Origin of the sequence: Halorubrum amylolyticum, from assembly GCF_004114995.1 — an archaeon.
Taxonomy (GTDB): Archaea; Halobacteriota; Halobacteria; order Halobacteriales; family Haloferacaceae; genus Halorubrum; species Halorubrum amylolyticum.
Map to the genome: position 1 here is coordinate 12671 of NZ_SDJP01000021.1, position 26284 is coordinate 38954.

The 26284-nt window shown below is 68.6% G+C and carries 28 protein-coding genes and 2 tRNA genes; 11 read left to right on the top strand and 19 right to left on the bottom strand.

The genetic code is table 11. From position 1 onward, the window contains the following. The first annotated feature begins 75 nt into the window (after positions 1–75). The gene (locus tag ESO89_RS13305; protein WP_128905964.1) at positions 76–759 is read left to right on the top strand and encodes a DUF1028 domain-containing protein; all 684 of its coding nucleotides are present in this window, start codon (positions 76–78) and stop codon (positions 757–759) included. A gap of 23 nt (positions 760–782) precedes the next feature. On the opposite strand, the gene ESO89_RS13310 is transcribed toward ESO89_RS13305, so the two are convergent. Both ESO89_RS13310 and ESO89_RS13320 read right to left on the bottom strand, forming a co-directional pair. Next, entirely contained in the window at positions 783–1634 is an 852-nt protein-coding gene (locus ESO89_RS13310) for an endonuclease/exonuclease/phosphatase family protein (protein WP_128905965.1), read from the bottom strand. A 570-nt stretch (positions 1635–2204) separates the two neighbouring features. Continuing rightward, on the bottom strand, positions 2205–2687 hold the full coding sequence (locus ESO89_RS13320; RefSeq protein WP_128905967.1) for an RNA-binding protein: 483 nt from the start codon (positions 2685–2687) through the stop codon (positions 2205–2207). A gap of 270 nt (positions 2688–2957) precedes the next feature. Between ESO89_RS13320 and ESO89_RS13325 the strand changes: the two genes are divergently transcribed. From ESO89_RS13325 to ESO89_RS13335, 3 genes are all read left to right on the top strand, one after another. Beyond that, positions 2958–3560 carry a 2Fe-2S iron-sulfur cluster-binding protein gene (locus ESO89_RS13325; protein ID WP_128905968.1) on the top strand — a complete coding sequence of 201 codons (603 nt, stop codon included), beginning with the start codon at positions 2958–2960 and terminating at the stop codon, positions 3558–3560. A gap of 110 nt (positions 3561–3670) precedes the next feature. Further along, positions 3671–3997: a hypothetical protein gene (locus tag ESO89_RS13330; protein WP_128905969.1), complete on the top strand. Its 327-nt coding sequence runs from the start codon at positions 3671–3673 to the stop codon at positions 3995–3997. A gap of 106 nt (positions 3998–4103) precedes the next feature. Beyond that, positions 4104–4430: a NifU family protein gene (locus ESO89_RS13335; RefSeq protein ID WP_004048079.1), complete on the top strand. Its 327-nt coding sequence runs from the start codon at positions 4104–4106 to the stop codon at positions 4428–4430. A gap of 60 nt (positions 4431–4490) precedes the next feature. On the opposite strand, the gene ESO89_RS13340 is transcribed toward ESO89_RS13335, so the two are convergent. Next, positions 4491–5957: a DUF402 domain-containing protein gene (locus ESO89_RS13340; RefSeq protein WP_128905970.1), complete on the bottom strand. Its 1467-nt coding sequence runs from the start codon at positions 5955–5957 to the stop codon at positions 4491–4493. Beyond that, on the bottom strand, positions 5954–6376 hold the full coding sequence (locus ESO89_RS13345; protein WP_128905971.1) for a DUF7532 family protein: 423 nt from the start codon (positions 6374–6376) through the stop codon (positions 5954–5956). The genes ESO89_RS13340 and ESO89_RS13345 overlap by 4 nt, the downstream gene beginning before the upstream one ends. A 97-nt stretch (positions 6377–6473) precedes the next feature. Between ESO89_RS13345 and ESO89_RS13350 the strand changes: the two genes are divergently transcribed. After that, positions 6474–7484 carry a PrsW family intramembrane metalloprotease gene (locus ESO89_RS13350; RefSeq protein WP_128905972.1) on the top strand — a complete coding sequence of 337 codons (1011 nt, stop codon included), beginning with the start codon at positions 6474–6476 and terminating at the stop codon, positions 7482–7484. Between the two features lie 71 nt (positions 7485–7555). Here ESO89_RS13350 and ESO89_RS13355 read toward each other — a convergent pair whose 3' ends face one another. The 4 genes from ESO89_RS13355 to ESO89_RS13370 form a co-directional block, all read right to left on the bottom strand. Beyond that, on the bottom strand, positions 7556–8536 hold the full coding sequence (locus tag ESO89_RS13355; protein ID WP_128905973.1) for an ROK family protein: 981 nt from the start codon (positions 8534–8536) through the stop codon (positions 7556–7558). Between the two features lie 97 nt (positions 8537–8633). Then, positions 8634–9086, bottom strand: coding sequence for a universal stress protein (locus ESO89_RS13360; RefSeq protein WP_128905974.1), 453 nt, complete (start codon positions 9084–9086; stop codon positions 8634–8636). A gap of 146 nt (positions 9087–9232) precedes the next feature. Then, entirely contained in the window at positions 9233–9616 is a 384-nt protein-coding gene (locus tag ESO89_RS13365) for a DUF5611 family protein (protein ID WP_128906009.1), read from the bottom strand. 125 nt (positions 9617–9741) lie between these two features. Next, positions 9742–10896 carry a DUF7093 family protein gene (locus ESO89_RS13370; RefSeq protein WP_128905975.1) on the bottom strand — a complete coding sequence of 385 codons (1155 nt, stop codon included), beginning with the start codon at positions 10894–10896 and terminating at the stop codon, positions 9742–9744. Positions 10897–11090: 194 nt separating this feature from the next. On the opposite strand from ESO89_RS13370, the gene ESO89_RS13375 reads away from it, so the two are divergent. Further along, on the top strand, positions 11091–11405 hold the full coding sequence (locus ESO89_RS13375; protein WP_128905976.1) for a 2Fe-2S iron-sulfur cluster-binding protein: 315 nt from the start codon (positions 11091–11093) through the stop codon (positions 11403–11405). 197 nt (positions 11406–11602) lie between these two features. Here the strand turns inward: ESO89_RS13375 and ESO89_RS13380 are convergent, their stop codons facing one another. Further along, positions 11603–11797: a cold-shock protein gene (locus ESO89_RS13380; protein WP_004048101.1), complete on the bottom strand. Its 195-nt coding sequence runs from the start codon at positions 11795–11797 to the stop codon at positions 11603–11605. A gap of 270 nt (positions 11798–12067) precedes the next feature. Here ESO89_RS13380 and ESO89_RS19220 point away from each other — a divergent pair, with 270 nt between their 5' ends. Further along, the gene (locus tag ESO89_RS19220) at positions 12068–12193 is read left to right on the top strand and encodes a hypothetical protein (protein ID WP_277750271.1); all 126 of its coding nucleotides are present in this window, start codon (positions 12068–12070) and stop codon (positions 12191–12193) included. An 89-nt stretch (positions 12194–12282) separates the two neighbouring features. Then, positions 12283–12591, top strand: a complete 309-nt coding sequence (locus ESO89_RS13385) for a zinc ribbon domain-containing protein (protein WP_128905977.1) — start codon at positions 12283–12285, stop codon at positions 12589–12591. Here ESO89_RS13385 and ESO89_RS13390 read toward each other — a convergent pair. Both ESO89_RS13390 and ESO89_RS13395 read right to left on the bottom strand, forming a co-directional pair. Further along, positions 12549–13049, bottom strand: a complete 501-nt coding sequence (locus ESO89_RS13390) for a DoxX family protein (RefSeq protein ID WP_128905978.1) — start codon at positions 13047–13049, stop codon at positions 12549–12551. The two genes, ESO89_RS13385 and ESO89_RS13390, sit on opposite strands and share 43 nt — an antisense overlap. A 358-nt stretch (positions 13050–13407) precedes the next feature. Beyond that, a tRNA-Phe gene (locus tag ESO89_RS13395) sits at positions 13408–13481 on the bottom strand. Between the two features lie 306 nt (positions 13482–13787). Here ESO89_RS13395 and ESO89_RS13400 point away from each other — a divergent pair. Further along, positions 13788–14747: a WD40/YVTN/BNR-like repeat-containing protein gene (locus tag ESO89_RS13400; RefSeq protein WP_128905979.1), complete on the top strand. Its 960-nt coding sequence runs from the start codon at positions 13788–13790 to the stop codon at positions 14745–14747. A gap of 52 nt (positions 14748–14799) precedes the next feature. Here the strand turns inward: ESO89_RS13400 and ESO89_RS13405 are convergent, their stop codons facing one another. The 8 genes from ESO89_RS13405 to ESO89_RS13445 form a co-directional block, all read right to left on the bottom strand. Further along, on the bottom strand, positions 14800–15948 hold the full coding sequence (locus ESO89_RS13405) for a group I intron-associated PD-(D/E)XK endonuclease (RefSeq protein WP_128905980.1): 1149 nt from the start codon (positions 15946–15948) through the stop codon (positions 14800–14802). A 322-nt stretch (positions 15949–16270) separates the two neighbouring features. Then, positions 16271–16341, bottom strand: a tRNA-Pro gene (locus tag ESO89_RS13415). 55 nt (positions 16342–16396) lie between these two features. Beyond that, entirely contained in the window at positions 16397–18451 is a 2055-nt protein-coding gene (locus ESO89_RS13420; protein ID WP_128905982.1) for a DEAD/DEAH box helicase, read from the bottom strand. Between the two features lie 151 nt (positions 18452–18602). Next, positions 18603–19133 (bottom strand): 50S ribosomal protein L16, encoded by a 531-nt coding sequence (locus ESO89_RS13425; RefSeq protein WP_128905983.1) that lies wholly within the window; start codon positions 19131–19133, stop codon positions 18603–18605. A gap of 164 nt (positions 19134–19297) precedes the next feature. Continuing rightward, the gene (gene nucS, locus ESO89_RS13430) at positions 19298–20068 is read right to left on the bottom strand and encodes an endonuclease NucS (protein WP_128905984.1); all 771 of its coding nucleotides are present in this window, start codon (positions 20066–20068) and stop codon (positions 19298–19300) included. A gap of 378 nt (positions 20069–20446) precedes the next feature. After that, the gene (locus ESO89_RS13435; RefSeq protein WP_128905985.1) at positions 20447–21736 is read right to left on the bottom strand and encodes an adenosylhomocysteinase; all 1290 of its coding nucleotides are present in this window, start codon (positions 21734–21736) and stop codon (positions 20447–20449) included. Between the two features lie 99 nt (positions 21737–21835). Beyond that, positions 21836–23299, bottom strand: coding sequence for a DNA primase (locus tag ESO89_RS13440; RefSeq protein WP_128905986.1), 1464 nt, complete (start codon positions 23297–23299; stop codon positions 21836–21838). Between the two features lie 698 nt (positions 23300–23997). Next, entirely contained in the window at positions 23998–25314 is a 1317-nt protein-coding gene (locus tag ESO89_RS13445; RefSeq protein ID WP_128905987.1) for an amidohydrolase, read from the bottom strand. Between the two features lie 95 nt (positions 25315–25409). Between ESO89_RS13445 and ESO89_RS13450 the strand changes: the two genes are divergently transcribed. Beyond that, positions 25410–25754, top strand: a complete 345-nt coding sequence (locus tag ESO89_RS13450; RefSeq protein ID WP_128905988.1) for a dihydroneopterin aldolase family protein — start codon at positions 25410–25412, stop codon at positions 25752–25754. A gap of 27 nt (positions 25755–25781) precedes the next feature. Beyond that, entirely contained in the window at positions 25782–26279 is a 498-nt protein-coding gene (locus ESO89_RS13455) for a hypothetical protein (protein WP_128905989.1), read from the top strand. The last annotated feature ends 5 nt before the right edge of the window (positions 26280–26284 follow it).

Below are 26284 nucleotides of genomic sequence, written 5' to 3' on the forward strand. Positions count from 1 at the left end.
GACGTCGGGCCGGTCGGAACCGGAAACGCCGCCCCCGGTGCGCAGTCTTTTGCCGGTCGCCGCCCCACGACCGGTGTGACGTTCAGCATCTGCGTTCGCGAGCGGTACACGGACGCCGACGGCGGCGATCGGGTCCGGTTCGGCGTGGCGGTGACCACGCGCCTGCCGGGGGTCGGGACGCTGTGTCCGTTCGCGTCGGCGGACGGCGCGGTGGCGACCCAGTCGCTCGTCAACGTCGAGCTGGGGCGGAAGGGGATCGAGTACCTCGGCGACGGGCTCGCGGTCGACGACGCCTTACGGGCCCTCCTGAGCGCCGACGATGGCAAGTCCCAGCGCCAGCTCCACGGCGTCGACGCCGACGGGACGTTCGCCTTCTCCGGCGAGGAGTGCAACGGCTGGTACGGCCACGTCGTCGGCGAGAACTACACCGTCGCGGGCAACCTGCTGACGGGGGAGGAGGTGATCGAGGACACCGCGGCCGCCTACGAGTCGGACGCCCACGGCGACGCGCCGCTCGCGGAGCGACTGATCGACGCGCTCGCGGCGGGCCACGCCGCCGGCGGCGACAAGCGGGAGGATCTGGAAGTCCAGTCCGCGGCGCTGCGGGTGACGAACACGGAGAGCGAGGCCGACGACCCGTACTACGACGACCTCCGGATCGACGCGAGCGAGACGCCGATTGCCGACCTCCGCGAGACGTACGAGACGGCCAAGCGCGGCTACGAGACCGTGATGGAGAAGTACGCGGACGGGGGGTAGCGATCGGCGCCGCTCGTCGCCCGTTACACGTCCAGCCGCGCGAGGATCGGCAGGTGATCGGAGGGGTATCGCCCCCGATCGTCGCGGTCCGCGAGGGTCGCGAACGCGTCGACGCCCAGGCCGGGCGAGACGAGCGCGTGGTCGATCCGGCGGCCGTCGATCAGCCGCGCGAAGTCCGTGAGGCTCGTCTCCGGGCCGTGCCGGAGGTCGGCCGCCGCGGCCGCGTCGCGGAGCGCCACCCCGGCCTCGTCGCCGGAATCCACCGCGTCTCCCCCCGGATCGTCGCCGACGAGAATCCGGTGCGGGTCGGACCCCGGCGTGCAGTTGAAGTCGCCGACGAGCGCAACCGGGGGCGTCGAGTCGGGAGCGTCGGCGTCCCTTCCCGCCGCGTCTCCCGCGATCTCCGGGAGCCGCTCGCGGAGCAGCCGCGCGGACTCCCGGCGCGCATCCGCGCTGACGTGGTCGAAGTGCGTGTTGACGACGAGGAGCGCGGCCGAGCCGTCGACCGCGCGGACCCGCGCCCACGTCGCGATCCGCGGATGGGCGGCGCCCCAGTCGGTCGACGGCTCCGCCGGGGTCTCGGAGAGCCAGAACGTGCCGCCGTCGGCGACCTCCCAGCGATCGGTCCGGACCGCGATCGGACACCCTTCGCCCTCGCCGTCGGTCTCGCGGCCGCGCCCGACGAACTCGTAGCTCGGGAGCCGCTCGCGCAGGTCGCGGCGCTGGTCGGGCAGCGGCTCTTGGAAGGCGGCGACGTCCGGGCGGTGGAAGCGGACGAGCCGCGCGACGGCGTCCCGCCGATCGTGCCACGCGTCGTGGTGGTCGCCGCGGTTGGCGTAGCGGACGTTGTAGCTCAGCACCCGGATCGCGGTCATTACCGTGGGGGTCACAGGGGAGGCGATTAAAAGGCGCGGAGCGATCGCGACTGTGAGGGAAACGGTGTCGACGGCGCTCCTGTTGACGCTCCAGTTGGTCGCTTATAAGTGACTGACACCGGATCGACGGTGAACACCGCCAAAGCCCCAGCCGCGACGACTCGCGCGCCTTGCTGCGCGCCGCACTCACTTCGCTCGTGCGGTGCTTGCTGCGGCGTGATTCGTCCTCGCGACTGCCCCTTTGAGTCCCACCCGCCCCGCACAGCAACCGCAGCCTCACGCCTCCCCAGCCTCGTCGCTGGCACCCTCCGCTTCGCTTCGGGAGCCAGCGACTCCCTCGCGCACGCTCCTCGGCCGCAAGGCGGCCTCGCAGGCACGCGCCACCGCACCATTTCTTTACGAATGCTCGTCGATATCGCCAGCATCATTTATATAAAAAACTCCGACCCCGCTCTCACTCGTCTACGCTGTCTACGCTGTCTACGCCGTCTACGCTGTCTACGCCGTCTACGCTGTCTACGCCGTCTACGCTGTCTACGCCGTCTACGCTGTCTACGCCGTCTACGCTGTCTACGCCGAGAACTCGTACAGCTCGTCGCCGACGTGGTGGATCGACTCGACGACCTTCCCGCTGTCGCCCGCCATCTCATCGCCGTCGACCAGCGCGCGGCCGACCGCGAGCACCTTCCCGTGGGTCTCCTCGGCGATCACGACGAGGTCGCCCTCGCGGATCGCCGGGTCGGCCTCGACGATGCCGGGCCGCATCACGTCGGCGCCGTCGGAGACGAACGAGATGGCGCCCGCGTCGACCGTGACGATTCCCGTCTCCGGCTCGTAGTCGTTCGCGCCCCGCACGGTGAGGAACGGCTCGTCGTCGTCGACGTAGAACACCGCCGGCTCACCGTCGACCAACACGAGTTCGTAGTTCGCGTCCACGAACTCCACGAACTCGAAGGCGTCCCCGTCGATGTCGACGCCGAGGTGATCGGCGACCGCCTCCCGGATCGCCGCGATGTCGTCGCTCCGGAGGTGGTGCCGCGATTTCACTTCCATGCGGGTCCAGTCGACCGCTCGGCCGATAAATGGACCGCTCCGTCGGTGGGCGTCCGGGACCGACGCCTCGGCGCCCCGATTCCGGCGTCTCGACGTTCCGATTCCGGCGTCTCGGCGTTCCGGTTCCGGCGTCTCGGCGTTCCGGTTCCGGCGTCTCGGCGTTTCGGCTCCGACGCCCCGGAGACCCTCTTCCGACGCCCTGTCGCCGAGCCCTCTCACGCAATTGGACCGATCAAAACGGCCTTAAACCACCTCTCCTAATCCGTTCGTATGCTCAATCCGCTTATCGCGAACGTCGCGAACGCGCCCGCGATCGTTCTCGCGGTGATCGCGACGCTGCTCGTCGTCCTCGTCAGCTCGCTGAAGGGGACGGGTTGGGAGCCCGCGACGGACATCTCGGACGAGGTACTCCAACGACGCGCCGCCGCGGTGCCCGAGACCGAGTTCCCCGAGCCCGGAAACCGCTCGATCGGCGGCGGTGGCGGCGGCGGGGCGATCCCCGCCGGCGGCGAGGGCGAGGAGGGCGAGCTGGAGGACGGCGAGGCCGGCGGCTCCGGTCCCGGCGACATCCCCGAAGACGAGGTCGAGTACTTCGAGATCGAGTTCGTCAAGCAGGGCGAGACCGTCGAGCTCTCCAACGACGAGCCGATCTTAGAGCAGGGCGAAGACGAGGGGTGGGACCTCCCGTACGCCTGCAGACAGGGCCAGTGCGTCTCCTGTGCCGGTCGGATCGCCGACGGCCCCTCCGAGGACTTCGTCGAGCACGACAACCAGCAGATGCTCGAAGACGCCGAGATCGACGACGGCTACACGCTGACCTGCGTCGCGTACCCCCGCGACTCCTTCAGCATCGAGACGGGCGAGGCGCCGTAGGCGTCGCGCTCTCTGGCCGGCCTCTCCTTCCCTCCGTTTCGCCTTCCGCCTCGGTTCGATCTCCCGCCCGCTCGCGACACCCTTTTTCGCCTCTCGACCGAACGATCGGTATGTCTGCTATCACGGTCCTCAGCGCTGGAATCGCCGCGCTCCTCGCCGCGGTCGCGGCCGCGCTCGTCCACCGCGATGCCGAGGCGGTCGGCGTCGACCTCGGATCGCCGCTCCTGTGGGCCGCCTTCGTCCTCGTCACGTCCGGCGTCGCCGGGATCACCGCCCTTCTCGTCCCCGACGCGCCGATCCCCGGCGTGCTCGTGGTCGCGGCGCTGGGGCCGCTGTTGTACCTCCTCGAACGCGACGACTCGATACACGGCGACGACCCGGCGGACCCGACGCGGCTCCCGAGCGACGGGGAGGACGCGGACCGGCCGGACGAGTGACCGCCCCACCGATTCCAGACGGATCGACGATGATACAGTTCCTTTCTCGCTTTTGCCGTGCTCTCAAACCGCAAGCTTCCATAGGCTCGGCCGCGAAGGTTCGGTGATGAGCGACGAGAGCCTCGCGGACCGGGTCGAGGAGTGGATGGTCGGACAGATGCCGATCATCCAGATGCACGGCGGAACGAGCGTCGTGCGCGAGGCGGACGCCGAGACCGGCGAGGTCGTCGTCGAGCTCGGCGGCACCTGCTCCGGGTGCGGCATCTCGAACATCACCGCCGACAACATCCGCCGCGACCTGATCATGGACTTCGACGAGGTGGAGAACGTGACGGTCCGAACCGCCTCCTCCGGCGATCAGGGCGCCTCAACCGTCGAAGGGGGCCGCGGCGGCGAGCTCAAACACGAGACCGAGTCCGCGAACCACTTTTAAGACATCCCGGCCCGGAGCGCCGTCTCCGGCGTCTCCTCCTACTCCCCGTCGACCTCCTCCCTACAGCGCGTTCTCCAGCGCCGACGCCACGCTCCGCGCCTTCTCCGCCAGCGGCTCCGGAACCGTTCCGGCGGCCTCCGCCTCCCGAAGCTCGTCGTCGTCGACGCGCTCGACGGTCCCGTCGGGGCGTTTCACCACGTCGACGTGGAGGTCCACGTAGCGGGCGGCGTCCGGGAACACCTCCACGGGGGTACAGATGTTGACGTAGGTCCCGCGCACCGTCCCGTCGCGCCCGCGGTACGTCGTCGGGTACCACCAGCGGCCCTCCTTCAGGCTCGTCTCCGCCACGTCGCCGGCCTCGCGGGGCACGTCCAGCCCGTCGTAGGTGCCGCCGCCGGTCATCTCCCGTTCGACCGTGACCGAGCCGTCGGCGTCGACCGCGGTTACCGCCGCCTCGCCCAGCGTGATCAGCCGCCCGTCGGGCTTGCCGTGGTCGAGCCGGAGCGCGTCGCCCTCGGCCGGGCCGAACGCGTCCGTCACGACCCCGAACGGGAACGCGGCGTCCGCGTCGGGCTCGCAGAGCGCCTCCGCGAGGTCGACGCCGGCGGACGCGTCCGCCGACCCCGCCTTCACGCGGTGGTGGCCCGGCATCGTCGCGGTCGCCTCGCGGCGCCGGTCGTCGAGCGCGAACCGGCTCTCGCGGCCGAACCAGGCCCAGAAGCCGGCGTTCGGGGTCGCCAGCGGCTCGTCGCGAACGGGGTCCGACCCGTCGAGGACGCCGACGCCCCCGGCCGCGTCAACGGCGGCGTCGAGCCCGTCCGCGGCCGCGACCGCCCGGTCCAGTCCGGCCTGCAGCTCCTCGGTGTCCGCGTCGACCGCGGGCGGCTTCCAGACGGCGCGCCACCCCTCCGGCGGCTCCAGCCCGAGCAGGTCGAGCATCCCCGAAAGCTCCCGGGCGGCCTCGTCGTTCCGCACGTCGACGCGGGTTCCGGAGCCCGGTTCGAGCGCGACGAGCCCGCCGCCCGCCCGCAGCGCCCCGTCCAGCTCGGGGCGGCGGTCCGTCCACGGCGCCGCGGACTCGCGGACCTGCACCCGGACCGGGTCGCCCGTCTCGACCCGGTCGTCGACGCCTCCGTACGGGAGGTACCCCTCGGCGGTCTCGGCGGAGCCCCCCGCGGCGGTCCCGGCGTCCCCGACGCGAAGCCGCACCACCGCGCCCCCGCCGAGCGTCTCGGTCACCTCGCCGTCGAGGACGGTCCCGGGCGGGGTCGGGTCGGTCCACGCCAGCGCGTCGAGGCCGGCGTCGGTCAGGAGGTCGCGGAGCGACCCCACCGCGTCCGGGTCGCCGTGGACGCCGACGCCCTGTCGGTCGTCTGTCGTCGCGATCCGAACGTCGGGCGGTTCGCTCCCGAATTCGGCGTCGAAGCGCCGCCGGATCGGCGCCGACGCGTCGACGACTTCGTGGCCCGCGTCCAGTAGGGTCTCGGTGAGCGCCGTCGCGTAGATGCCGCGGACGCGGGCCTTCATAGCTCGTTCGAGTCGCGCGCGAACCGGACGCGGTCGTGGACGGTCGCGCCGAGCGAGAGTTCGACGAGGGCGGGGGTCTCGCGGGTATCCTCTCCCTCGTCGTCGCCTTCGGCCTCCGCGGTCCGCAACACCCGCCCGCCCTCCACCGGGACGCCCCAGCCGTCGAGCGAGAGGTAGCCGCGGAGGTCGCTCCCGTGAGTGAACAGGTCGACATCTGCGGTCGCGTGCTCCTGTCTGTCCGTCGCGCTGTGTGCCATCTCCATGTCGGAGTGGTAGGGGCCGGCCGGCTCGAAGAACTCCCGGAGGCGGTCGGCGTCCTCGTCGACCAGCTCGGCGACCCGGTCGGACGCGGCCGCGATCGCGTCCGCGTCGAGCCACGCCTCGCGGAGGGCTCGTTGGGTCCGTGCGTCGAAGTGCATACCCTCCCTTCGGCCGCGGCGGCTTCAATCCTGTCGGGTCGTCGCGGCGCCCCCAATCCCGCCACGGCTTAAGTCACCCCGGTCCGAACCCGGTGACATGCCATCTCGGTCGGACCCGGTCGAGTCGCGCGCCGACGACGACCGCGACCTCTACGACATCGCCACGTGGGAGGAGCGCACCTCCCTCGACGGGCTCTCCGTCGCGTTACACTGGCTCATCACCCGGTCGGCGAAGGCGCTCGTCGTCTTCGTCGCGCTCCTCGCGCTCCTCGCGCTCCTCGGGTCGTTCGGGCTCGGGCTCGTCTTCGACCCGGCGGTCGCGGTGCTCGTCGGGCTCTCCGCGGTCCCCGCGCTCGGGCTCGCCGCGTACGTGTACGTCTCCGACGTGACCACCGGGGAGCCGCTCTCGCTGCTTGTGGCGACGTTCCTGCTGTCGATCCTTACTGCGACGTTCGCGGCGATCCTCAACAGCGTCGCGCAGCCGTACTTCGAGCCGCTCGGGTTCCCCGGGCTCGTCGTCTTCTTCTTCGTGATCGTCGGCCCGATCGAGGAATCGGTGAAGCTGCTCGCGGTCCGGCTGTACGCGTACACCGACGACCGGTTCGACGCGGTCATCGACGGCGCGGTGTACGGCGCGATCGCCGGGCTCGGGTTCGTCGTCATCGAGAACCTGGTGTACATCGCGCAGACCGTCGAGCTGGGCGAGCTGTCGCTCGGTCTCGCGGCTCTCGGCGCGGGCGACGGAATCGCGGCGCTCCGCGCGCTCGCCGGCCCGGGACACGTCATCTACTCCGCGTTCGCGGGGTACTACCTCGGGCTCGCCAAGTTCAACCCCGAGCACCGCGGGCCGATCGTCGTGAAGGGGCTCGTCATCGCGGCCGCGATCCACGCGCTGTACAACTCGCTCGTCGGGCCGGTCACCACCGTGCTCTCGCTGGCGACCGGGCTCCCGCAGGTCGCCGCGCTGTTCGTCTTCGTGATCCTGTTTCAGGGCGCGTTCGGCTACGTCCTCTTACGGAAGCTCCGCCGGTACCGGGACGCGTACGTCGAGACGCGGGACGCGGTCGATCCGGACGTCGAGCCCGAACTGACTGAGTTCGAAGACTGATCGGATCTCTGCCGGTCTCTCTCCCGATCCGCCTCCTCGCCTCCTCGCCTCGGCTCTCCCCGACCCACCGCTCACCCCGGCGGCGACTCCACCCGCGACCGGTCGCCCGTGCCGCCGGTGAGCGCGCTCGCGAGCGCCCCCTTCACCACCACCTCGTCGCCGAGTTCGGTGAGCCGCACCTCGGGGACGTTGATGAACACCATCTCGGCTAGCTTCTCGCGGATCGGGTCGAGCACCCGCTCGGGGTTGTTGAGCGCGACCGCGCCGCCGACGCTCACGACCAGCGGGGCGTACGCGTGGATCACGTTCGCGACGCCCATCGCGTTCCAGTGGGCGACCTGCTCGATCACGTGGTCGGCGAAGGTGTCCTCGCCGGCCGCGCCGAACACGTCGACCGCGGAGAAGTCGGGGTCCTCGATCGGGAGCGAGGTCTCGATCGGGTCCTCCTCGTGGAGTTCGCGGGCGTACTTCGGGATGTTGTTGCCAGAGCAGTACCCCTCCCAGTGGCCGTCGTGGCCGCACCCGCAGGTCATGAAGCCGTGCGGATCGACGGTCATGTGACCGACCTCGCCGGCGTTGCCGTCCCATCCCGAGAGCACGTTGCCGTCGACGGCGACGCCCGCGCCGATCCCCGAGGAGATGGTGAGGTACACCATGTCGTCGGGGTTGCGCTCGGCGTGGAACCGCTCGCCGATGACCCCCGCGATGGTGTCGTTGTGGAGGTGTACCTCGTCGGTGTCCAACAGCTGCGAGACCGGCCCGACGAGGGGGATACGCTCGACGGTATCCGGGAGGTTCGCCGGCCCCTGCACGACCCCGGCGGCCAGATCGAGGGGGCCGATAGAGCCGATCCCGGCCGCGACGACCGCGGTCGGGTCGATTCCGGCGTCTTCGCACGCGCCGCGGATCACGCCGAGAACGGCTTCGGTGACCGCGATCCCGTTCGGCCCGCGCGGGGTCCCTCGCGAGTCGGACCCGAGGACGGTCGCGGTCTCGTCGCCGACGACCGCCCGGACGTTGGTCGCTCCGAGGTCGACGCCCACGTAGTACATCGGGTAAAACGGCGACCCGGTATCACTTAAGCGGGACGCTTCGGGGGACGGGATCGCCGCCGGCGACCGCGCCCCCGGTCGTATTCGATGGCGCTCTTTACTCCGAGCGCACGAACGTCACCGGGCACGGCGACGAGAGGATGACCTCTTGGGCGACGCTTCCGAAGACGGCCTTCCCGGTCGGCGACCGGCTGCGCCCGCCCACGACGACGCGGTCGGCGTCGACCGCCGACGCCGCCTCGACGACCTCGTCGGCGTGATCGCCGACCGCGCCGCGGACCGTGTGCGACACGCCGGCCTCGGTGAGCGCCTTCGAGAGCGCCCGCGTGGTCGTGTGTCGCTCGGCGACGGCGTCGGGGGTCGACCCCTCGCTCGACTCGTCGACGCCCAGCCGCGACCTGACCTCGTCGAACTCCTCGTCGGTGAACACGTGGGTCAAGACGACCTCGGCGCCCGCGGGCTCGGCCACCGCGACGGCCTCCTCCGCAAGGCGCTCGGTTCGCTCTTCGTCTTCCGTTCCGACCGCCAGCATGACTGTCTCGATGCTCATACTTCCCTTTCACCCCCTGACAACTTAAAACCACCGGGCAATTAACTCGGTTCTGAATAAATTTTTCTACCGATCGATTCTGACACTCATCCGACCGACGGTGTCGCCGCTCGCGACATCGACCTGTCGAAAAGCGAAATCGCCGTTCAGTAGTCGGGCGCGTCGTCCTCGACTTCGCGCTTTAGCGAGTCGCGCCGGGACTTCGCGTCGCGGTCCGTCGCCTCCAGTAAGAACTCGTTTTTCGCGTCGACCGCGGCGGCGGCGGCGTCGGCGTTCCCCTCCGCGATCACGTCCTCGGCGGGGCGCTCCTCGAAGTGGACCGCCAGCTTGTCCTTCTTGCTGCCGTACTCGGCCGCGCCGGCCACGATGCGATCGAACACGGGATTGTCGGGGTCCTCGACGACGTACAGCTCGTGGCCCTGCCACTCCTCCGTGTCGGTGATCTCGCCGAAGTACTCCTCGACGGAGCCTTTCAGGTCGGGCATGCGGTCGTCCAGATGCTCACCGCGGCGCATCTTGTACTCCTTCATGCCGCGTTCGTTCGACAGGGGGCCGTAAACCAGTTTCGTCACGGGGTCTTCGCCCGGTTTGCCGGCGGTTCGAAATCGCCGGTCGGGGGAACGCCCGGGGACGGAGAACCGGCGACGGTCCGCCCTCAGAGCGGTCGCTCGTCGACGTACCCGCGCTTGCACTCCGGACAGATGTCGCCCGCGCGCATGGAACTGCCGTCGGCGACGCGTGTCATCTCGCACTCGGGGCAGTAGAACTCCGTCGTCACCTCCGAGGTCGACGTTTCGAGATCAGGGCTGTCGCCGCGGGTGATCCCGACGCCCTCGTCGGCCGCGCCGCCGGTTCCGGCCCCGCGGTCCGCCTCGCCCCCCGGCGCGGGCGCCTCGACGTACTCGGCGTCCTCGTCGTCGGCCGGCGGGTCGGCGGCCTCCGGCGTGAGCCCTCCGCCGAACTCCACGTCGCCCGCGTCGCTCTCGCCGATCTCGGCGCTGAACCCCTCGTCCTCGCCGCCGTGTTCGGGCCACGGGCTCGGCCCCCCGTCGTCTCCCGCCGACTCCTCCACGTCCGGCCACGCGCCGTGCTCGCGGTCGTCCGCGGCTTCGCCCTCCTCGTCGAGGATCACGCCGTCGTCGGTCTCCGCGCGCTCCTCCTCGGCGGGCGCGTCCGCCGCCTCGGCCTCCGGGTACGCCGCGTACTCGCCCTCGTCGCGTTCGAGGCCGTCGCCGGCGTCGCCACCGCGGTCCCCGCCGCCGCCCGCGCTCGACGACCCCTCGTCGATCAGCTCCGCTCCGCCGTCGTCGTCGGCCGCGTTCGCCTCCACGTCCGCTTCCGCCGTCGACGCGGTCGGGCCGTCCGGCTCCGCCTCCGGTGTCCCGGCGTCGGTCGCACCGGGCGCGCCGGGGCCGTCGGTCGCGGCGTCGTCGGCCTCGGAACCGTCGTCGATGATCACGGCGTCGTCGCCGCCGTCGTCGCCGAGTCCCGCGGCGTCCGCGGCCGCCGTCCCCGAGTCGGCTCCGACCTCGACGCCCTCCGGACCGGCGCCCTCGACCCCGGTCATCGGGGCCTCGCGGTCCGAGTCGGCGTCGGGTCCCGTCCGCCCGTCGCCCGCGGCGGTGGCCTCGTCGGTCAGCTGTTCCATCGTCGTGACCTCGGTGTTCTCGCTGACCACCTGCGTCTCGCCGCAGCGAGCGCAAGTCTTCACCTCGGTGACGGTGGTGACGACCTCGTTCCCGTCCTCCTCGCGCTCGCGCCGCAGTTCGGGCTCGTCAAAATCATGCCCGAGCAGACACCTGAGTCCCATTACGCTTCACCTGCGGTTCCGAGGGTAAAAAACGCCCCGTCCGGCGTCCGACGCCCGGCAGACGGGATTCGCGTCGGATCGCGAGCACTCCGTCCCCGTCCGTGCGACGATCCGGCCGCGCCGTCCGACGGTTCTCTTCTGGCTGCCGTCCCCGACGATTCTTTGTGGCTCGGTCACGTACCGCCCGGTTGTCCATGCCGACCGTATCCTACCAAGGCGAGGAGATCGAGTGCGAGGAGGGAGAGATCCTCCGCGACGTGCTCAGGGAGGCCGGCCTCTCGGTGTACAACGGCCGGGCCGAGCAGCTCAACTGCCGCGGAATGGGGTCGTGCGGCTCCTGCGCCGTGCAGGTCGACGGCGAGGTCAGCGAGCCCGGGAGAAAGGAGACGGCTCGCCTCTGGGCCCCTCCGCACCACCCGAGCCACGACGTGCGCCTCGCGTGTCAGGTCCGCGTCGAGGGCGACGTCGAGGTGACGAAGGGTCGCGGGTTCTTCGGCCAGCACGTCTGACCCCTCGATCGTCGAACGCGGCCGAGGCTCGTCGCCGCGAACCGCTCTCCCCCGCTCGGCGGGTCGACGGCAGCGGCGCTCGGTGTCGTGATAAGAACCCGCATCGGACGTGAATCCGGGGGCGGGCAGAAGTCTCGTTGTCGCGTGTCAGAGTCGCGTTCGGCGTCAGCCGGACCGACCCACCGTATCGGATCGGCTTACTGCCGAACGACGTTGGACGCGCGCGGCCCCTTGGGCGAGGACTCGATGTCGAACTCGAGCTCCTGGCCCTCTTCGAGGTCCGGCCCTTCGACGTCTTCCATGTGGAAGAACACGTCGTCGTCAGCGTCGTCAGTCTCAATAAATCCGTAGCCGCCAGTGTCGTTGAAGAAATCAACCTTTCCGGTCGCCATTGCATCCCAGCGGACGCACCCTCGGGGGATAAGGATTGCGAGTGTACAGTTACCACGGGCGTTGCCGGATATTGTTCCCACAACGTTTGCTCATCCAGACGATCGGTGACCGTACACGCGGTCTCACGGAGAAAAGAACGACCGATATGGCGATTCAGGGACGGAAACACTCCGAAGCAGAGATTCGATCTCTCGGGAGACGCGGTGGTCGGCGGCGCCCACGGACCGCCGACCCGACGCTTATGTTCGACCGCGCCGAACCGCCTCGCCGTGTTCCGACTCCTCCGCGAGAACGGGCCGGCGCTGCTCGTGCCGGCGGCGTGGCTCGTCGTCGCCGCGACGGTGCTCGACGCCGGGCAGACGGCGGGCATTCTCGACGCCACGTTGCGGTACTGAGCGCTCTCGCTCTCGCCCTCCCCCTCGTCCGAGACAGCGTGGTGTGAGATCACCCCACACTATCTCCCGCTGCGGTCCGTACGGTCCGTATGGTCGACCCCGGACTCCTCTACCTCGCGGTCATCGGTATGCTCCTGCTCGTCGCGTTGGGCCTCGGGGTCCGCGTTCTCCGGGGTATCGTCGGCGACGCGCGCGAGATCCGCCGCAAGCGTCGGTCCGGAGAGCTGGAGCCGTACGCGGAAGACGAGGAGTACGATCGGGTGCCCCGCGATCCGGCGGAGGGCGACGGCGAGCGCGGCGGGACGGCCTCGACGACGTGCCCGCAGTGCGGGGCGGACAACGACGCCGCGTTCGACTACTGCCGCCGCTGCGCGTCGCCGCTCCGGCCCGGCGGGTGACCGTCGCCGTCGGCCGCGTCGGGACGGGTGTACCACCACGCCCACAGCAGCAACGCGCCCTGCAACGGGAGCCGCGCCCACGCCGCCGCGCGGGCGACCCCCGAGAGGCGGTCGGGAGCGAGATCGGCCGCCACGCCGTCGGTCGCCATGTACACGTTCGCCGGGAAGACGGCGCCGAGCAGCGACATGATCCCCCACGCCGACCCGCGTCGCGTCCGGTCGAAGGCGACCCCCAGCCCGAGACCGATCTCCGCGATCCCCGAGAGGTACACGAGGGCGCGGGGCCGCGGGAGCCCGGGCGGGACGACCTGCGCGAATGCCTTCGGCGCGAGGAAGTGCGCGATCCCTGCGATCACGTACGCCGCGCTCATCGCGTAGCGAAGGGGGCGCTTCCGCCGGGCGAGCGGTCCGTCGTCGCGGGCGTCGGGGTCGTCGCGGTCGCGTTCGTCGTCGGTCATCCGCGTGGGTAGCGACGGCGGCGTAAAGGGCGTTCCTCTAAATCGGCTCGGCGTCGTTTTCTCGACGGTTCGCTACGCTCACCGTCTCGAAATATGCCGCCTCCCCGATTTGAACGCCGGAAGACTTCGCTCCGCTCGTCTTCCGAGCCCCCGCTCGCTGCGCTCGCGGGGACGGGAGACAGCCCGATCTTCAGTCGAAACTCACGAATGTGGTTCGCGCGGAAAAGGTATGCCGCCTCCCCGATTTGAACAGATGAGAGACGGTCGCGCTCACTCCGTTCGCGCGCTGCGACTTCCGTGCCCAAATCGGCTCGGCGTCGTTTTCTCGACGGTTCGCTACGCTCACCGTCTCGAAATATGCCGCCTCCCCGATTTGAACGGGGGACAGCTCGATCTTCAGTCGAGTGCTCTCCCAGTCTGAGCTAAGGCGGCTCGCAATCGGACCAACGCCGATTCGAGACAAAAGGATTTCGAAAGGCGGCGGTCGGATCGTCGACCCGCGTCGCGATCGCCCCCCGCCCGCGCGCCGGCTCCGCCACCGGTACGCCTCGACCCCTATCCCGCCCGTTGACGCCGCCAGATCACCTTCCCTACTTCAAAGCACCGTCCGTTTCGATCGCTTACTTGAAAGCAACGACCGTTGATCCGACCAACTCCGATCAAGTCGCCCGAACTCGGTTCAATTCACCGCCACGGTTTCCGGTTTTTACTACCCTCCCCGGCAAACGCCCAGACGCGATGACCCGACACACTCGACGTTCGGTCGTGAAGCTCGCAGGCGCATCGGTCGCGGCCGCCGCGGTCCCCGGCGTCGTGTCGGCGGACGCGGAGTCGGCCTCGGACTGGACCGCCGCGAAGACGCCGGTCGACGGGACCCTCCACGACGTCCGGTACACCGCCACGAATCCGCACGCGGTCGGCGCGGGCGGCGTGCTGATCGAGCGGACGGCGGCCGGCTGGGAGATCGTGCTCCGCGGCGGCGTCTCCGGCAACGGCAACGGCCTCTACGGCGCCGCGGTGACTGACGACGGAAAGCGCCTCTGGATGGTCGGCAACAGCGGAGCAATCGGTGAGTACGACGTGACGACCGGCAACCTGGTCGACCGGTCGCAGCCGGATGACACCTCCAACCAGTTCAACTCCGTCGCCGTCACCGGCCCCGCGGGCGACGCCGACGTGTACGTGGTCGACGACTCCGGGCTGGTGTACTACAGCTTCGCGAACGGCGAGGAGGGAACCTGGAACTACCTCACGCCCGGCTCCGGCGCCGGCATCCCCGCCGCCGAGTTCTACGACGCTCGCGCGGGGACCCTGATCGACACGAACGGGAAAGTGTTCGCCACCGACGACGGCACGACGTGGAACGCGTTCGGCATCGCGGACGCGGACACCACCTTCGCCGGGCTCGACGCCGACGCCCCCGACGACGTGACCGTGGTCGGCGGTGGCGGCTCGCTGTACGTCTACGACGGCGTCGAGTGGCGGTCGGACCGGATCGCCGAGGCCGGCCTGAAAGACGTGATCACGGGCGACGCCGGCGGCGTCGCGGTCGGCGGGAGCGGCACCGTCGTCGAGCGCGAGGACGGCGTCTGGAGCGTCGCCGACACGCCCTCCGGCCAGAACCTCTGCGCCGTCGCGGCGTTCGACGGCGACCGCGACTACGTCGTCGGCGCCAGCGGGACGGCGCTGGAGCGGTAAGGTCCCTTTTCGGTGCTGATTCTCTGGAGAATCGCCCAGACGGCAAGTCCGTTTATACTGGCCACGATTTTTCTAATAAGTAGTCCTCCGCAAAATTAATCCGGCTATCTTCTTTTTCGGGCGGCTCTATTCGAAGCGAGACGGAGTTCTCAAACGAATCATCTGACACGAGATTCCACTCCTCTTTTTCTGGATTCTTGAACGCATAGTACTCGGCATTGTTGCCGCTTGCATTGAACCGGAGTAGCCCCTCTTCTATCCATGCCGGCTCGACGCGGACTCGGAAACCCGACTCCTCACAATACACCTCCGCCGTCTTTTCCCCGTCGCATTCTACTCGGTCGTACGCCATCTGACCTTCTTCCAGTCTACTGATGAACTGGGTCAGTTCGGGCGTTGGATCTGTCGGTGAACTCCCGACAACTACTGGAGGCCAGTTGTTCTCGAACCTATACTCCTCGGCTGGATTCGATCTTATGTTTCGAGTATTCTTGGTGTCTACCCGGAAAGAGATCGACTCATCAAATTCATCCGAATGTACAGACAGTAGGTCATCTAAGTCATCACAATATATGAGATGGTACTCCGCGGTTTCACTCGGCGTGAACCTGACTCGACCATCCACGATCCATCCGGTCTCGACTCTAATCTGATATGTTTCACCGTCTGTGTCCACAAACAATAGGTTCCGGCTGTCCTCTCTGGTCGGATCAACGTATACGGAGCCCTCCACGCTCTCAAGCGTGTCGATAGCCGCGGAAACCGCTGGCGCATGTCTGTTGTGGTTACTTGGTGGCCACTGTTGATCGAGACGATAGTTCTCGGCCCAATTGATCTGATTAGTTTTCTGAGTGGGCGGATCGATCCGTAAATGCATCGAGGTGCCGACCTCCTCTGAATCGACAAGATAGGTCTCCTCTGTCTCGCCGCAGTGTACGAGGAAACAGTCGACACCGTCGCCGTACTGTTTGTAGACATGGCCAGACGAGTTCGTATGCTGACTTACTCCCTTGAACCGGACGACCCCGTCTTTCAATCGCCCCGTTTTGACTTGTGCACGCAACAGTTCGCCGTCCGGCTTTTCCAAGACGAGATCGTATCGCTCGTTGTTGCCTACCGGTGTTGATACGCTAATATCTCGTTTCTTCAACTCCGTGATGACAATTTGCTCGGTGAGATCGCCTCGCCTGTGTGGTTCCATATCTGTCGTGATTCGGTATCCGGTTTGAGAGTCATGGCACTTATATTTGTATATTTGCAAACCTCTTCGATCGAACAGCGTCAAACAGTTACCAGACAGAAATGTACACGGACTATGGCACGAACACGTGCTCTGCTTACCGAAACCGAGCGTGAACACCTCCGATCGGAAAACACTGGTTCGGACCAGTATCAGGCCGTGTCACGAATCCGAAACCGGATTCACGAAGAACTCCAGACTGACGTAGAGGTTCTCAGACAACACCATCCGGATCTTCATGCAGAACTTGAACAGATCGTCTGTACCGGACAAGAATAATGGATGGGGCCGCTGAGAGTCGAACTCAGGTCCACTGCACCCAAGGCAGCGAGGATACCACTACCCCACGGCCCCGCACCCATACCTACCCGCATCGACCGGTAAAGCGTTTCGTTGCGCGGGCGGATTCTCATTCCTCGTCGTCGCGCAGTTCGAGGTCCGCGACGATCTGGTAGGGATCGGTCCCCTTCCGGATCGCGTCGAGCATGAAGAACGCCTCGTCGGGCGCGAGGAAGTGCCTCGTGATCCCGCGACCGAGCGGCGTCGGCTCGAAGCCGTCGATGAACTCCCACTCCAGCAGCTTGCCGATCGCGTGTTTTGTCGGCACCTCGCCGATCATGCGGTCGTTGAGGCGCTTGGCCTTCTTGCCCGCGACGACGACGTTCGCCAGCGTCTCCTCGACCGCGGCGGTCTCGTCGTAGTGGGTCGCCACGTCCTCCATCTCCCCCTTGAGGAGGGTGAACGCGACCTCGTCCTCCGTGCGCTCCATGGAGTTGTGGTAGACGCCGTCGGGCTCGACGAGGAGGTAGACGCGGCCGCGGTCGTGGTAGTCCGGGCGCCCGGCGCGACCGAGCATTTGGGAGAACTCCTGGACCGAGAGCCACTCGATCCCCATCGCCAGCGAGTCGAAGATCACCTGCGAGGCGGGGAAGTCGACGCCGGCGGCCAGCGCCGCGGTGGTGACGACCGCCGAGAGGTCCTGGTTCCCGAACTGACGCTCGACCGTCTTCCGGCGCTTGTAGTCGAGTCCGGCGTGGTACGGCGCGGAGTCGTACCGGAGCTTCCGGCTGATCTCGTGACAGCGCCGCCGGGAGTTCGTGAAGATGATCGTCTGCCCGCGGTACCCCTTCGACGATTTCGTGTCGAACTCGCGTTTCACGAGCTTGTCGGCGATGTCGGCCTTCTCGCGGCTGTCCGCGAAGGTGACGTGGCGCTCGATGGGGACGGGTCGCTCCTCGTACTCGATCAGCGTCGCCCGGAGCTTCTCGGCGAGCCACTCGGGGTTTCCGACCGTCGCGGAGAGGTAGACGAACTGGGTGCCACCGTACCCCGAATGCGTCTCCATCCGGTTCTCGCTGTAGTACTTCAGCCGGGAGATGAGCCCGTCGAGTCGGTGGCCGCGCTCGCCCTCCTTCAGGGTGTGTACCTCGTCGATGACGACGGTGCCGATGTCGCCGAGGTCCTTGCCGGTCCGGAGCGCGTGGTCGATCCCTTCGTAGGTGCCAACGATCACGTCCGCGTTCGGGTCGAAGCGGTTGCCGTCGTCGTTCACCCGCGAGGAGCCGACCCGGATCGAGACGTTCAACAGGTCGCCGTACCGGTCCTCGAAGTCCTCGTGTTTCTGGTTGGCGAGCGCGACGAGCGGGACCAAAAAGAGGAGCTTCCCGTCCCCTTTCAACGCCCGATCGATCCCGGTCAGCTCGCCGACGAGGGTCTTCCCCGTCGCGGTCGCGCTCACGACGAGCTGGTCGTCCCCGTCCAAGAGGCTGTTCCGTACGGAGAGGCTCTGGACCGGCAGCAGCTCCTCGAAGCGCCCCTGCAGGTGCGCGGAGAGATCCGGATGCAGGTCCAAGTCTTCGGTCCGGACCGGCGAGATGTCGTCGACGTTGGCGGAGACCTCGTCGTACTTCGTGAGGTCGGGGTCGAGCCCCCCCTGCAGGAGGTTGACGATCCGGTCTAAATCGCCGGACTCGTACAGCAGCTCTTCGAGGCGCTCTTCGGCGGCGCCCGTGAACTCGCCTTTGTACGACAGCTCGCGCTCCAGCTCCCGACGGGCGCAGTCCCGGCAGATCAGCTCGCCGTTGTGCTCGACCGCGCTCTCGCTCGTGATGGGGCCGTATCGACCGTCGCTCGCGCAGCGCCGGCAGGTCCGGACCGCCGTCGCCTCCAGCTGGTAGCCGTCGAGCATCTCCTGTAGCCGCTTTCGGTTCTCCGGTGAGGTCTGCTCGGAGATCCGGATCCGGCCGGCCGCGCGGGCGAGTTCGACGAACTCGTCGGGCTGGCGGGGATGGTCCTCTCCGTCGCGGATCACCCGGAACTTCCCCGGACGCGGGCCCGCGGAGGTCTCCTTGAGTTCGAGCCGTCCGCGGAGCACCCGGTTGCCGTCGCGGTTCGCGACGATGGTGTAATCGCTCCGCGCCTCGTGGAGGAACAGCGTCTCGACCTCGGCCAACTGCTGTGACACTGCCGTTCGGTACGCGAGCGAGGTATTTCAGGTGTTCGGCTCGGCACGCGGCACGGGAGCTATGCCCGCGGTGTCGACGCTACGCGACGCTACGCGAAGCGAACGCACGGAAAAGGGCCCGCCTCGAACGGACGGGGAGCGCCGGCGGTCGTTACGAAACGAGGAGTTCTTCGCCGCTGTCGACCGTGATCCGGCACGGCGGCGAGAGCTTGTTGTACGCGCGGCGGAACGCCTCCTTCACGGTGGACGCCTGCTCGACGCCGCAGTACGCGGTGAAGACGATGTCGCCCTTGTTGAGCCGTGCGGCGGTTCCGACCGGCTTGCCGAACGCCTGCCGCATCCCGTCGGAGACACGGTCCGCGCCGGCGCCGGTCGCCTGTTTGTTCTCCCGGATGACCTGGTGGGGGAACTTGCGGAGAGTCATCTTGTAGTTGCCCTCGCCGAGCTCCTTGATGAGGTGACGGTTCGCCGAGAGCCGGGAGCTCTCAAGCGAGCCGTGCCGGATCTGAAGCTCCTCCTCGACGCGGAGGCTGATCTGGACGGGGTAGTCGTCCGGCTCCGCGGAGAGATCGCCCATGTTGTGCTGGGCGATCTTCGAGCCGGGAATGCCCGTGATGTATTCGCGGCGGGTGTACGACGGCTTGTCGATCGTCCGATACATAGAGGCGGGTTTGTCAGACATGGCTACTTGCCCGATGTAGCCCGCGCTGCGGCGATAAAGCCTTCGATACCACGGCGTCATCGTCGGTTCGTCGGGGGGAAGCGCCGGCTCTCCGGCGGATCGCGTCGGGCGTTGACACGCCCATCGGACCGCTTCGTGTCGCCGGATCACTCCACGCCGCTCGATCACTCCGCCGGCGTCGGGTCGAGCGCGACGTGGCCGAACCCGCGGTCCGCGAGCCGTTCCGCGGCCCGATCGGTGACCGAGGGCGCGACGAGGATGCCGCGAATGGCGGGTGCGGTCTCGTTGCGGTCGGCGCCGGAATCGTCGTCGCTTCCTTCCTCGATCCCCAGCTCCTCCCGAAGCGCCCGCACGTACCGGGCGAGCTGCCCGACCGCGTCCGGGCCGACCCGCCGGCGCTTCAGCTCGACGACGACCGGGGTCCCGTCGGCGTCCACGCCGAACACGTCCATCGGGCCGGCGCTGGAGGGGCGTTCGGTTTCCTTCGGCTCGAACCCCGGCTCGACGAGGTCGGGTCGGTCCAAGATCCGGGTTCGGAGGTCCTCCTCGCTCCCGTGGAGCGTGAGGTCGCGCCCGCCCGTGACGGCCATCGCCGAGAGCTGGTGCACGTCGGAAAACTGGACCGTCAGCGTCTCATCGGGGTTGCTTCGCGTGGAGCGCACGCGAAGCCGCCCCTCGCGGATCGCGGCGTGGTGCTCGGATCCCGGCGGCTGCCAGTTGACGGGCTGGCGCCCCTCGTCGGTGTGGACGAGGGCGGCGCCGTCGGGCTTCAACACGAGCAGCCGGTCGCCGGCGCCCAGATCGGAGGCGGCGCGGCCCTCGTAGCTGACGGTGCAGCGACCGAACACGCTGATCAGGTCGCCGCGCTCGAAGGCGTCTTCGAGTTCCCAGAGGGCCTCGCGGTGGCTCGGATCGTGGACGCTCGTGACTGTCACTGATACGTGTAGGGGGTTGCGGCTCAAAAAGGGCGCGAGGTCGAGATCGGTGACAGTGGTCGGTCGTACGTTGTCGCTGTTGACGGCGATGCGGTGAAGACCTCCAAAGGGGCAGCCGGGCTCGGCTCCCACAGCTCGCTGCGCTCCTCAGTCGCTCACTTCGTTCGCTCCTTACGGTGCTTACGTCGCTGGGGTTCGCCGAGCCCGGCTGCCCCTTTGAATCCCACTCGACCGCACAGCACCGCACCTCGCACCTCCCCAGCCTCGCGGCTCGCGCTTATCAGCGCTCGCCGCGTCCCTCGCACGCGCTCCTCGTGGCCTGTCGGCCACTCGGAGGCGCGCGCCACCGCATTCCCGTTTAAAAGTTGCTACGGGCGTTTATGTACCGTGCTCCCAGCTGTCCATGTACTCGCGCTGCTCGTCGCTGAGGTCGTCGTACTCGACGCCTTCCGCGGCGAGCTTGATGTCCGCGACCTCGCGGTCGAGCTCGTCGGGCACGTCGTGGACTCCGGGCCCGTACCCCTCGCCGTTCGCCGCGAGCTCGCGGACGACGACCGCCTGCACGCCGAAGCTCTGGTCCATCACCTCGACCGGGTGACCGAGGGAGATGGGCGCGGCGAGGTTGACGAGCCGCCCCTCGGCGATCACGTTCAGGACGCGGCCGTCGGGCATCTCGAACCCCTCGACGCCGTCGCGGACCTCGTAGCGGTCGACCGCGAGTTCGTCGAGGTCGTCGAGGTTCACCTCGACGTCGAAGTGCCCGGCGTTCGCGAGGAGGACGCCGTCGTCCATCTCCTCGAAGTGCTCGCGGGTGATCACGTCGCGGTTGCCCGTCGTCGTGATGAACACGTCGCCCGTCTTCGCGGCCTCACCCATCGGCAGCACCTCGTACCCCTCCATGTGGGCTTCGAGCGCCTTGCGGGGGTCGACCTCACAGACGATGACGTTCGCGTTCTGGCCCGAGGCCTTCTTGGCGACGCCCTTCCCGCACTGTCCGTAGCCGCCGACGACGACGTTCTTGCCGGCCCACGAGAGGTTCGTCGTCATCGCGATGGTCGCGAGCGACGACTCGCCCGTCCCGTGGACGTTGTCGAACAGCTGCTTCATCGGCGTGTCGTTCACGGCGAAGACGGGGTAGTGAAGTTCGCCGTCGGCGTCCATCGCGCGCAGGCGGTCGACGCCGGTGGTCGTCTCCTCGGCGCCGCCGACGATGGAGTCGATGAGATCCGGGTACTCCTCGTGGACGAGCTTCACCATGTCCATCCCGTCGTCGACGGTGATGGTCGGCTCGTGGGCGATACAGGCGTGCATCGCGTCGTAGTACTCCTCGTCGTCGACGCCCCGGACCGCGTAGGAGGTGATCGACTCGTGGGTGTCGAGCGCGGCCGACACGTCGTTGTGCGTCGAGAGGGGGTTACACCCGGTGATCGCGACCTCGGCGCCGCCGTCAGCCAAGAGTTCGACGAGGTTCGCCGTCTTCGCCTCGACGTGCATCGCCATCGCGATCGTCTCGCCGTCGAGCGGCTGCTCGTCGACGAACTCCTCGCGGAGGGCGTTCAGGATCGGCATGTGCTGGAGCGCCCAGTCCATCTTCCGGCGTCCCTCCTCGCGGGCCGTTTCGAGGTCCGAGAGGTGGTGTGACACCGGCGAGTACGCGGTTTCGCTCATGCCTCTCGGTTCGCTCACGGCGCACTAAACCCTGCCGACACCGGGCGCGTCGCGAAAAGGTGGCCGCCGGACGCGGCCGTCAGACGAGACCGTCAGCTACTACGGACCGCTGCCCTGACCGTTGCCGTTCCCCTGACCGTTGCCGTTGCCCGGCCCGTTCCCGGCGCTGCCGTCGGCATCGTCGTCGCCGTCGTCAGCGTCGTCAGAGTCGCTGTCGGTCTCATTTTCGTCGTCGTCGCCGTCGTCAGCATCCTCGTCTTCGGCATCGTCGTCGGCGTCGTCGTCTTCGGCATCGTCACCGTCCGGGCCGGCGTGGGACGGCGGCCCCTGCTCGTCGTCATCGCTGCCGTCACCGTCCTCACCGTTGTCACCGCCCGGACCGGCGTGGGACGGCGGCCCCTGCTCGCTGCCGTTTCCGCCGCCTTGCCCGGCGTGGCCGGGCGCGTTACCGGGACCGTCGCTGGCGTTGCTCGCATCGTTCCCGTTGCCCGCCCCGTTTCCGTTACCGGCGTCGGTTCCGTTACCGGCGTCGTTCGGGCCGCCCGGGCTCCCCGCGTGGTCCGGGGCGTTCCCCGGGTTGTTCTCCGTCGCGAAGTCCGAGACGGCGTCGCCGATGCCGCCCTCGCGGTCCTGCAGGCGGTCGACGAAGTCCCGAACGAGCTGGCCGAAGGGCTGATCCGCTGCCACGTCGCCGTCGGCGAGTAGATCGACCGTCGTCGAGACGGAGTCGTTCCCGTACTCGGCGGTCACGTCGATCGTGACGTTCTGCCCGGCGGCGGGGAGGGTGACGGTGCCGTTCCCGTCGGTCTCGTAGTCGCCCGCCCCGACGTAGGTGGCGTTCTGACCGTCAGCCGTCGTCACGTTCACCGAGGCGTTCTCCGCGGCCTCACCGTCGTCGGTGACCGTCACGACGGGTTCCCCGTCGGTGTCCTCGACGTCGAGTTCGAGGCCGTCGGGGGCTTCGAGGTCGACCGTCGTCGAGACGGAGTCGTTCTCGTGCTCGGCGGTCACGTTCACCGTGACGTCCTCCTCGGCGGCGTCGAGGGTGACGGTACCGTTCCCGTCGGTCTCGTAGCCGCCCTCGCCGCCGTAGGCGGCGTCCTGACCGTCGGCGGTGGTGACGTTCACCGAGGCGTTCTCGACCGCGGCGTCGTTGTCCGTCACCGTCACGACGGGCTCGCCGTCGGTGTCCTCGACGTCGAGTTCGAGGCCGTCGGGGGCTTCGAGGTCGACCGTCGTCGAGGCGGTCTCGTTCCCGGAGGCGGCGGTCACCTCGACCGTCACGTCCTCCTCGGGGACGGGGAGTTCGACCGTGCCGTTGGCGTCGGTCTCGTACTCGCCTCCTCCCGCGTACGACTCGTTCTCGTCGTCGCCTTCGTCGACCGCGCTCACGACCACGGTGGCGTTCTCGACCGCGGTGTCGTTCTCGGTCACCGTCACCGTCGGTTCTCCGTCCGCGTCGTCGACGCCCACTTCGAGGTGGCCGTCGGCGGCCGCGACGCCGGTCATCGCGCCCAGCGCGACGACCGCGATCAGTAGGATGGCTGTCGTGCGTTCTCTCATGTCCACTCGGGTCGTGTCGCCGTTACCCTATAAAAAGAGAACTCCGTTAACCCGGTTTAAACCGGATTTCATTCGGGTTAACGGCGCTGTCTCGGCTGTTTCGGTGTTCCAGCGGGATCGGGTAGGTAATCGACCCTGATCGGCGTCGATTCGGGTTCGGATAGAGCCGGTTCGCGGCTCAGGCGCGGCTCGATCATCGATCGATGGTGTCGGTGGTGAGTCAGACCGGGAGTACGTGAATCACTGTGGCGGATCGGTTATTTATAACTGATCGAGTGGTGCTGCTGTCGGCTGTGTATCGGTGATCGACGGCTCTGCGGTGACGACCTCCAAAGCCCCAGCCGGGCTCGGCTCCCACAGCTCGCTGCGCTCCTCAGTCGCTCGCGTTGCTCGCTCCTTGCGGTACTTACGTCGCTGGGGTTCGCCGAGCGCGGCTGCCCCTTTGAGTCCCACCCGACCGCAACCACACAGCGCCTCACGCCTCCCCAGCCTCGTCGCTGGCGCCGGCGGCGCCAGCGACTCCCTCGCACGCGCTTCTCGCGCCCAGTGGGCGCTCGAAGGCGCGCGCCACCGCACCGCCGGGTTCATTTATAAGCGATCGTCGCCCTCGCTCAAACGCGTTTAAATATCTCATCACCGCTGACGAACTGCAACACTCACTCCCGCTATCGATCACACCCGGCGGATACGCCTAATCCCTATTCGCCGACCCGATCGACGAGGTCGCTCGCGGCGGTCGCGGCGCGCTCCTGAACGGCTTCGGCGTCGAGCGTCAGGACCTCGCGGTCGCGCATGAGGATCTGGCCGTCACAGACGGTGTGACGCACGTCGCTCCCGCGGGCCGCGTACGCGAGGTGCGAGACCGGGTCGTGGACCGGTGTGAGGTGCGGCGCGTCGAGGTCGACGACCGCGAGGTCGGCGGCCGCACCCTCCTCGATCCGCCCGCCGGGGAGGCCGAGGGCCTCGGCCCCGCCGGCCGTCGCCATCTCCACGACCGCGGCGGCGGGCACCGCGCTCGCGTCGTCCGCGGCGAGCTTCCCGAGCATCGCGGCGTCGCGCATCTCGTCGAAGACGTCGAGGTCGTTGTTCGAGGCCGCCCCGTCGGTGCCGAGCGCGACCGTGACGCCCGCCTCGCGGAGCCGCTGGACCGGGGCCATCCCGCTGGCGAGCTTCATGTTCGAGGCCGGGCAGTGGACGACCGCGGTCTCCGAGCCGGCGAGCCGGTCGATCTCCGAGCCGTCGAGGTGGACCCCGTGCGCGAAGAAGTCGTCCGGGCCGAGCGCGTCGAGGTCGTCCGCGTACGCGATCGGTCGCTCTCCCCGATCGTCGACGATCGGGTCGACCTCGTCGGTCGTCTCGTTCGCGTGGAGGTGGATCGGGACGCCCGCCTCGCGGGCCTCGGCGACCCCCTCGCGGAGGTGCGCCTCACCGACCGTCGTCAGGGAGTGCGGCATGAACGCGGTCCGGATTCGGCCGTCCGCGGCGCCGTCGAGTTCCTTCGCGACCGCGAGGCTCTCCTCGACGTCGTCCCGGGCGGCCGCGTCGTCCTTCCCGACCGTGACGACGCCGTGACCGAGGCGCGCCCGCAGGCCCGCGCGGTCGACCGCGCTCGCGACGCGATCCATCGCGAAGTACATGTCCGCGAACGCGGTCGTCCCCGACCGGATCATCTCCAGCGCGCCGAGCGCGGCGCCGGCTTCGATGTCGTCGGGCGTCAGTTCGGCCTCCGCCGGCCAGATGTCCTCTCGGAGCCACGGGTCGAGCGGCTTGTCGTCGGCGTACCCGCGCAGGAGCGTCATCGCGACGTGCGTGTGTGCGTTGACGAGCCCCGGGATCACGAGCCCGCCGTCGGCGTCGAGGGTTTCGGCGGCACCCCCGCCGATCGCGTCCCCGATCCCTTCCGGGGCGTCCACGGCCCGAATCGTTCCCCCGTCGCGATCGACCGCGACGTCCGCCCGCTCGACGCGACCGTCGGGGCGGAGCACCCGCCCGCCCGTCACGAGAAGCGTGTCCATGTCCCCCGGTTCCCGCCGCCGGTCCTAACGCCTTCCGTTCGACGGCGACGGCGTTTCTCCGAACCTTCTTGCCCCGTCGCCGCCGCGTATCGCGTATGGCAACCGACGCCCAGCAGGCGTGCTTCGAGGCCGGCATCAAGTTCGGCTCGCTGTACCACCAGTTCGCGGGGACGCCCGTCAGCCCGTCGAGCGCGCGGAGCCTGGAGGCGGCGATGGCGGAGGCGATCGAGAACCAGCCGTTCTGCGAGTCCGTCGACGTCGCGATCCACGACGACCGCGTCGCGGACGCGGTCGACCACGAGAACGGGTACACGGAGCTGACCGGCTCGCTGATGGACGTCGAGATGCGGATCGACTACGAGGGCGTCACCGTCCGAACCCGAATGGCGATGCGGGACGAGTACCCGCTGATGGAACTGGTCTCGGTCGGTGACCGGTGAGATGCCCGAACAGACGAGGTGATCGTGATGGTGCAACGGCGTCACGACGGGCAGACGGACAGAACCGGGTTCGACGAAACGAAGAACTACCTCACCGACGCCGTCTCTCGGATCGCCCCGAGGTGGCTCGCGCGGCGCGCGGTCGACGTTGACGTCCGGACCGATCGGGCGGAGTACGACGCTGGCGATCCCGTCGAGATCACCGTTCGGCTCCGAAACCGGCTCCCGGTCCCCGTGGAGGTGGCGACCGTCGGCCGGCGGCGGTGGGGATGGCGGGTCGACGGCGTCCTCGAAGCGACCGACGAGCCGCGGTACGTCCGCGACGACCCCGATTCCGTCTCCTTCCGCGCCGGCGAGACGAAGACGGCCACGGTGACGTGGACCGGTCGCTTCCGACGGTCGAACGCGGACGGACTCGACCGCTCGGTCCCCGCCGATCGCGGGGAACACGTCGTCTCCGCGTTCCTCCCCGTCGACGACCCGGCGCCGCGACACGAGGACTCGACGCGGATCTACATCCGCTGAGGGGC